This window comes from Streptomyces sp. NPDC024632 (genome assembly GCF_055559175.1).
On the sequence record NZ_JBVHLD010000038.1, the window covers coordinates 1 to 7,624 of the forward strand.

At 73.1% G+C, this 7,624-nt stretch carries 4 protein-coding genes; 2 read left to right on the plus strand and 2 right to left on the minus strand.

The genetic code is table 11. The features are described from left to right. Window positions 1-155 precede the first annotated feature (155 nt). Complete coding sequence (gene pepN, locus ACZ37P_RS38325) at window positions 156-2,729, minus strand: aminopeptidase N (protein WP_467351128.1); 2,574 nt, start codon at window positions 2,727-2,729, stop codon at window positions 156-158. Window positions 2,730-3,147: 418 nt separating this feature from the next. After that, the gene (locus tag ACZ37P_RS38330) at window positions 3,148-3,447 is read right to left on the minus strand and encodes a hypothetical protein (protein ID WP_467351130.1); all 300 of its coding nucleotides are present in this window, start codon (window positions 3,445-3,447) and stop codon (window positions 3,148-3,150) included. 591 nt (window positions 3,448-4,038) lie between these two features. On the opposite strand from ACZ37P_RS38330, the gene ACZ37P_RS38335 reads away from it, so the two are divergent. Together ACZ37P_RS38335 and ACZ37P_RS38340 are read left to right on the plus strand one after the other, a co-directional pair. Then, window positions 4,039-4,884 carry an ABC transporter ATP-binding protein gene (locus tag ACZ37P_RS38335; RefSeq protein WP_467351132.1) on the plus strand — a complete coding sequence of 282 codons (846 nt, stop codon included), beginning with the start codon at window positions 4,039-4,041 and terminating at the stop codon, window positions 4,882-4,884. Beyond that, the gene (locus ACZ37P_RS38340; RefSeq protein WP_467351133.1) at window positions 4,881-7,457 is read left to right on the plus strand and encodes an ABC transporter permease; all 2,577 of its coding nucleotides are present in this window, start codon (window positions 4,881-4,883) and stop codon (window positions 7,455-7,457) included. The genes ACZ37P_RS38335 and ACZ37P_RS38340 overlap by 4 nt, the downstream gene beginning before the upstream one ends. Window positions 7,458-7,624 lie beyond the last annotated feature (167 nt).

Below are 7,624 nucleotides of genomic sequence, written 5' to 3' on the forward strand. Positions count from 1 at the left end.
AGACATACGTCTACCATGCCTAAGACGTGTTGCGTAATCACGAACATTCCGTGACCGACCCCTAACCCCCCACCCCCCCCCCCACCCCACCCCCCCACCCCCCCCCCCCCCCCCCCCCCCCCCCCCCGGGCCCCGGTGGCAAGAAGGCCGGACGGTCAGCCGGCGGCGGCGGCGTCGGCAGCTTGGGCGCGCAGCGAACGCTCCACGCTGGAGCGGGACTCCACGACCAGGCGACGCAGCGCCGGGGCCGGATCGGCCGACGCCAGCCAGGCGTCGGTGGCGTCCAGGGTGGCCTGCGAGACCTGGAGGGCCGGGTAGAGGCCGACCACGATCTGCTGGGCCATCTCGTGGCTGCGCGAGTCCCACACGTCCTTCACCGTCGCGAAGTACCGCTCGGTGTACGGCGCCAGCAGCTCGCGCTGGTCGGTCTGCACGAAGCCGCCGATCACCGCCTCCTGCACGGCGTTCGGCAGCTTGTCGTCCTCCACGACAGAGGCCCAGACCGCCGCCTTGACGTCGGCGCTCGGCCGCGCCGCCCGTACCGCCGCGGCGTGCTGCTCGCCCGCCGAGGTCGGGTCGAGCGCCAGCTCCGCGTCGATCGCCTTCTCGTCCGCGCGGCCGGTCGCCGCGAGCCGGGACAGCAGCGCCCACCGCAGATCCGTGTCGACGGCCAGTCCCTCGTACGTCACCGTGCCGTCCAACAGCCCGGCCAGTACGTCCAGTTGGGCGTCGGTGCGGGCCGCGAGGGTGAACGCGCGTGCCCAGGCGAGCTGGTGGTCGCTGCCCGGCGCCGCCGTCCGCAGGTGCTCCAGCGCCGCCTCGGTCCACCGCGCCAGGCCGGTGTCGCGCCAGGCCGGGTCGGCGTACAGGTCGAGCGCCAGCTTCGCCTGCCGGTGCAGCGACTGCACCACGCCGATGTCGGTCTCCTTGCCGATGCCCTGCAGCACCAGCTCCAGGTAGTCACGGGCGGCCAGTTCGCCGTCCCGCGTCATGTCCCAGGCCGACGCCCACACCAGCGCGCGCGGCAGCGACTCCGTGAAGTCCCCGACGTGGTCGCGGACCACGGCCAGCGACTGCTCGTCCAGCCGCACCTTCGCGTACGACAGGTCGTCGTCGTTGAGCAGGATGACGGCCGGGCGCGGCGTCCCCGCGGGGAACGGCACCTGCGTCGACTCGCCAACGACGTCCAGCTCGACGCGCTGGGTCCGTACCAGCTTGCCGTCCACCAGGTCGTACGCGCCGACCGCGATCCGGTGCGGGCGCAGCACGGCCTCGCCCTTCGCGCCGACGGGCAGCGCCGGGGCCTCCTGCCGTACCGCGAGCGAGGCGACCGTACCGTCCTCGGCCACCGTCACCTCCGGCCGCAGCACATTGATGCCCGCCGTCTCCAGCCACGCCTTCGACCAGGTCTTCAGGTCGCGTCCCGAGGTCTCCTCCAGCGCGCCCAGCAGATCCGCCAGCCGCGTGTTGCCCCACGCGTGCCGCTTGAAGTACGCCTGCACGCCCGCGAAGAACTCGTCCTCGCCCACGTACGCGACGAGCTGCTTCAGCACCGAGGCGCCCTTGGCGTACGTGATGCCGTCGAAGTTGACCAGCACGTCGTCCAGGTCGTTGATCTCCGCCATGATCGGGTGCGTGGACGGCAGTTGGTCCTGCCGGTACGCCCACGTCTTCATCGAGTTGGCGAAACTCGTCCACGAGTGCGGCCACTTCGAGCCCGGCGCGTACGCCTGGCAGGCGATCGAGGTGTACGTGGCGAACGACTCGTTCAGCCACAGGTCGTTCCACCACTCCATGGTGACCAGGTCGCCGAACCACATGTGCGCCAGCTCGTGCAGGATCGTCTCGGCCCGCGTCTCGTACGCGGCGTCCGTGACCTTCGACCGGAACACGTACTGGTCGCGGATCGTCACCGCGCCCGCGTTCTCCATCGCGCCCGCGTTGAACTCCGGCACGAAGAGCTGGTCGTACTTCGGGAAGGGGTACGCGTACGCGAACTTCTCCTCGAACCAGTCGAAGCCCTGCCGGGTGACCTCGAAGATCGCCTCGGCGTCCAGGTACTCCGCCAGCGAGGGACGGCAGTAGATGCCCAGCGGCACGCTGCGGCCGTTCCCCTCCCAACTGCTGTGCACCGACGCGTACGGGCCGACGATCAGGGCCGTGATGTACGACGAGATGCGCGGGGTCGGCGCGAACACCCACACGCCGTCCGCCGGGGGCTCGGGGGTCGGGGAGTTGGAGATCACCGTCCAGCCGGCCGGGGCCTGGACCGTGAAGGCGAAGCTCGCCTTCAGATCCGGCTGCTCGAAGCTGGCGAAGACGCGGCGGGCGTCCGGTACTTCGAACTGCGTGTACAAATATGCTTGCTTGTCGACCGGGTCGACGAACCGGTGCAGGCCCTCGCCGGTGTTGGTGTACGCGCAGTCCGCGACGACCCGCAGCTCGTTCTCGCCGGAGCGCAGGCCGGGCAGCGCGATCCGCGAGTCCTTGAACGCGGCTGCCGCGTCCAGGGGCTCGCCGTTGAGCACCACCTCGTGCACGAGGGGGGCGACCAGGTCGATGAACGTTTCCGCTCCCGCCTCGGCGGCCTTGAACCGTACGGTGGTCACCGACCGGAAGGTGCCGCCCTCCTGGGCGCCGCGCAGGTCCAGCTCGATGTCATAAGCGTCCACGGTGAGCAGGCGCGCACGCTCCTGCGCCTCCTCACGCGTGAGGTTCGTACCAGGCACGGTGGCCCACTCCTTCTCGTCAGATGAGACGCCCATCCTCGCACGGCACGTTTCCGTTCCACGGCTCGCCGCCAGGGCTTTGTCTTTTCCCGCCCGCCCACCCGTGCGGGTGTTTTCTTCGTCTGCGGGTGCCGCTTGTGCCTGGTCGGTCCCGGTCCGGGGCACCTCCTCGAAATGCGGCTGCCTGCCCCCGCGTATCCGGCACCCTCCCTGTCACCGCATTTCTGCGGGGGCACCCCGGCCCGTCCCCTCCCGGTACGTCGGCGTCCGCCTGCCGGTGGGGGTGGACGGGGGGTGGGGTGGGCGTAGGTACGTCGACGTCCGGCGGTCCGGTGGGGGTGGCCGGGGGAGGGAGGCAGTGGGGGGTGAGGCCCGTCGGCGGTGGTCTCTCCGCTGCGGTGGCAGGGACGGGGGTGGGCTACTGGATGGTGTCGGGGAGGTGGGGGGCGGCGGTGTCGGCTATGAGTTCGGCGAGCTCGAAGCGGTACTCGAATTGCTTCATGTAGCCCTCGACGCGGAGAACGTATGTCCGCTCGGAGCACTTGAACGCCTGCCTGCGCCGGGGTTTGCGCACGTCGCGGTCGAAGGTGTTCACCAGGTTGAGGAAGACGCCCGGCGCCTCCTCATGGCTGGCCTCGAACTCGGTGAGGGTGTCAACCCGATAGGGCCCGTAAGGCGAACCGCCGACCGGACTTATCAGGACCATCCATCGGGCCACGCCAGCTCCTCGCCCATCGCATGAGAGTGATCAACACCCCCCATTCCACCCGACCCTGCCAACGATCACCAACGCCCCCCAGCCCCCAGCCGCCAGCAGCCCCTTGGCCCCCACCGACGCACCCGAGCCCACCCACCCCCCACGGCCAGGCGGACGCCGACGTACCTACGCCCACCCCCGCCCCCGGCACCCCCACGGGCAGGCGGGCGCCGACGTACCCGAGCCCACCCGCCCACCCCCCTCCCCGGCAACCCCCACCGGACCGTCGGACGCCGACGTACCGGGAGGGGACGGGCCGGGGTGCCCCCGCAGAAATGCGGTGACAAGAGGGGTGCCGGATGAGCAAGGCCAGGTAGCCGCATTTCGAGGAGGTGCCCCGGACCGGCACCGACCAGGCACAAGCGGCACCCGCAGACGAAGAAAACACCCGCACGGGTGGGCGGGTGGGCAAGACAAGACAACGGCGGCAGCCGTCACGCCGGGACGGGGGTTGTCCCCACCATGGGGACGCCAGGGGACGCCATGGTTCGGGGGAGCGCGGCTCCGTAGCGTCGAGAGGGTCGGGAAACGAACTGAGCTGAGGGGAAAGAGATGGCGTCGCGGCGCGAACGAAAGCGGGCACAGAAGGCGGCGGACGCCGAAACGACAGGCACGCCGGCCACGGCGGACGCGGCGTACGCGGTGGAGCTGAGAGAAGTGCGGCGCACATACGGCCGCGGCGAGGCCGCGGTACACGCGCTGCGCGGCATCGATCTGGGGCTTCCCCGCGGCAGCTTCACGGCGGTGATGGGCCCCTCCGGCTCGGGGAAGAGCACGTTCCTCCAGTGCGCGGCCGGACTGGACAAGCCGAGCGCCGGGCAGGTGCTGCTGGGCGGGGTGGAGATCACCGCGCTGAGCGAGAAGCGGCTGACGGAGCTGCGGCGCAGCCGCATCGGGTTCGTGTTCCAGTCGTTCAATCTGCTGCCGTCGCTGACCGTGCAGCAGAACGTCCAGCTCCCGCAGCGCCTGGCGGGCGAGCGCCCCGACCGGCGCCGGGTGGCGGAGCTGCTGGCCCAGGTGGGCCTGGAAGGCCACGGAAGGCGCCGCCCCGGCCAGCTCTCCGGCGGGCAGCAGCAGCGCGTGGCCATCGCGCGGGCGCTGGTCACGGAGCCTGACGTGATCTTCGCGGACGAGCCGACGGGGGCGCTGGACACGGGGACGGCCCGCGAGGTGCTGGGGCTGCTGCGGCACGCGGTGAACGGGCTCGGCGCGACCGTGGTGATGGTGACGCACGACCCGGTGGCGGCGTCGTACGCGGACCGCGTGCTGTTCCTGGCGGACGGCTCGTTCGCTGACGAGCTGTGGCACCCCGAGCCGACGGCGGTCGCGGACCGGATGGTGGCGCTGACCCAGCGCGAGACCGGGCGCGGTGCGGGACGGGTGGGGGCGGCGGCATGAACGGCCTGGCCCGCGCCTCCGTGCGCTTCAGGCCCGCGTCCTTCGTGGGCACCTTCGTCGCGCTGCTGTTCGCGTCCGCCGTCATCACGGCGTGCGGCAGCATGCTCCAGACCGGGATCACGGCGCATGTGAAGCCGGTGCGGTACGCGGCCACGCCCGTCGTGGTGGCGGCCGACCCGTCGGCGCGGATCACCACGGGGCACGGCGACGACGCCGACAGCGACGCGGCGTCGCTGCCGGACCAGCCCCGCGTGGACACGGCGCTCGCCGACCGCATCGCCCGCGCGCCGGGCGTGTCGGCGGCCGTACCCGACACGGCCTTCCCGGTGCAGTCGAAGACGCTGCCGCCGCTGACCGGCCGCGACTGGTCGGCCCACGCGATCGACGCGAGCACGGTGGTGCGGGGGCGGGCGCCCGGTACGGGCGAGGTCGCCCTGTCGGCGGCCACCGCCCGGGCGGCGCACGTCGGCGTCGGCGACACCCTCACGCTGACCGCCCCGACGGGCGCGACCACGTACAAGGTCTCGGGCCTGACCGACACGGAGACCAGCGCCGGCGCCGGCGCGAAAGACGGCACCAGGGCAAGCGCTACGACAAGCGCCTCGGCCTACTTCGCCGATTCCGTCGCCGACCGCCTGTCGGGACACCCGGGCCGCACCGACGCCATCGCCGTGCTGCCCGCCAAGGGCGTCAGCACGGACGAGCTGGCCCGGCAGGTGAAGGCCGCGGTCAAGGGCGCCCCCGGCGACCCGGCGAAGGTGCGCACCGGCGACGGCCGCGGTCTCGCCGAGCACCCGGAGCTGGCCGAGGGCAAGGAGATGCTGACGGCGATCGGCGCCTCGTTCGGCGGGATCGCCACGGCGACGGCCGTGTTCGTGGTGATGGGCACCGTCGCGCTGGCGATCGGCCAGCGCGGCCGGGAGATCGCGCTGCTGCGCGCCGTCGGCGCGACCCCGCGGCAGATCCGCCGCACCGTGGCGACCGAGGCGATGCTGGTGGCGCCGATCGCGGGCGCCGCGGGCATCCTGCCCGGCGTGGCGCTGGCCCGCTGGTGGGTGAGGCAGCTCGTCCACCGGGACGCCGTCCCGGCCGGGGTGACGCTCAGCACCGGCTGGATCCCGATGGTGAGCGCGGTCGGCGCGGGCCTGCTCGCGGCGCTGGCCGCCGGATATCTGGCCGCCCGCCGCCCGTCGAAGGCCCGGCCGAGCCAGGCACTCGGCGAGGCCGCAGTGGAGCGCCGCAGGCCCGGCGTCATCAGGACCGTGCTCGGCGCGGCGGCCGTCGCGGGGGGCTGCGTCCTGGCCGCCGTCGCCGCGCACACCACGGGCGAGGACGCCGCGAACGTCGCCCTCGGCATCGTCTTCTGCTTCATGGTCGGCGTGGCCTTCCTCGGGCCCGTCGTGGCCTGGGCCGCCGCCGCGCTGCTCGGCCTGCCGCTGCGCGCGGGCGGCGCCGCCTCGCAGCTCGCCGCCGCCAACAGCCGGGCCAACGCCCGCAGACTGGCCTCCGCGATCACCCCGATCGTGCTGGTCACCGCCTTCTGCGGCACGCTCCTGTGCATGCAGGGCTCGCTCAAGCACGAGGCGGCCCACCAGATCAAGGACGGCGTCGTCGCCGACCAGGTGCTCGGCTCGTCCGGCGCGGGGGTGCCCGCCGACACCGCGCAGCGCGCCGCGAAGGTGCCCGGCGTGGACGGCGCGGTCGGCGTCATGCGCACCGGCGCGCTCTACCGGGCTTCCGGCTCGCTCAACTCCGCGTCCCTGCTGGGCGTTTCCGGAGACCCGGGCAAGCTGCCCGACGTCCTCCAACTGGGCGTCAAGACCGGCTCGTTGAGCGCGCTGACCGGTGACGGCCGGACCGTCGCCGTGGATTCGCTGCTCGCCGGTACGGCGAAGGTGAAGGTCGGCGACCGGATCTCGCTGTGGCTCGGCGACGGCACCCGGGTGCGGCCCGCGGTCGTGGCGACGTACGAACGCGGCCTGGGCATCGGCCAGTTGCTGATGCCGCGCACGGCGGTCGCCGACCACGCGCGGACGGCGTACGACACGCAGGTGCTGGTGCACGACGCGCCCGGCGCGGACCGTACGGCCGTCGCGCGGGACCTGTCGCGGCTGGGCGTCGCCGGGCTCACGGTCACCGACCGCGCCGGGTACCGCCAGCAGGCCGACAAGGAGCTGGAGTTGAACGCCTGGGCGAACAGCGTCATGGCCGCCGTCCTCGGCGGATTCGCCGCGGTCGCCGCCGCGAACACACTGGTGATGACGGTGCTGGACCGGCGCCGCGAGGTCGCGCTGCTGCGGCTGGCGGGCACCACGCGCCGCCAGGTGCTCGGCATGGTCCGCCTGGAGGCGCTGCTGGTCGCCGCGGCCGGGCTGCTGATCGGCGGTGCCATCGCGTGGATCACCCTCGTCCCGATCGCCCGCGGTCTGACCGGCGCGAGCCCGTACATCCCGCCGGGCACGGCTCTCGGCCTCGCGGGCGCCGCGACGGTCATCGGCTTGCTCTCCACCGCCCTTCCGGCCCGCGCGCTGCTGCGCGCCAACCCGGCGGCGGCGGGTGCGGCCCGCGAATAGCCCACCGGACACGGTGAGTTGAACGCGCTCGGTGCACGCGGACAGGGCGGCCGTCAGGAAGACGGCCGCCCTGTTCACGTACGTACCGGGGGTGGGGGGGGGGGGGGGGGGGGGGGCCCCCCCCAAAAACCCAACCCCCACCCCGCTCCTGCCGCGATTCTCCCCTC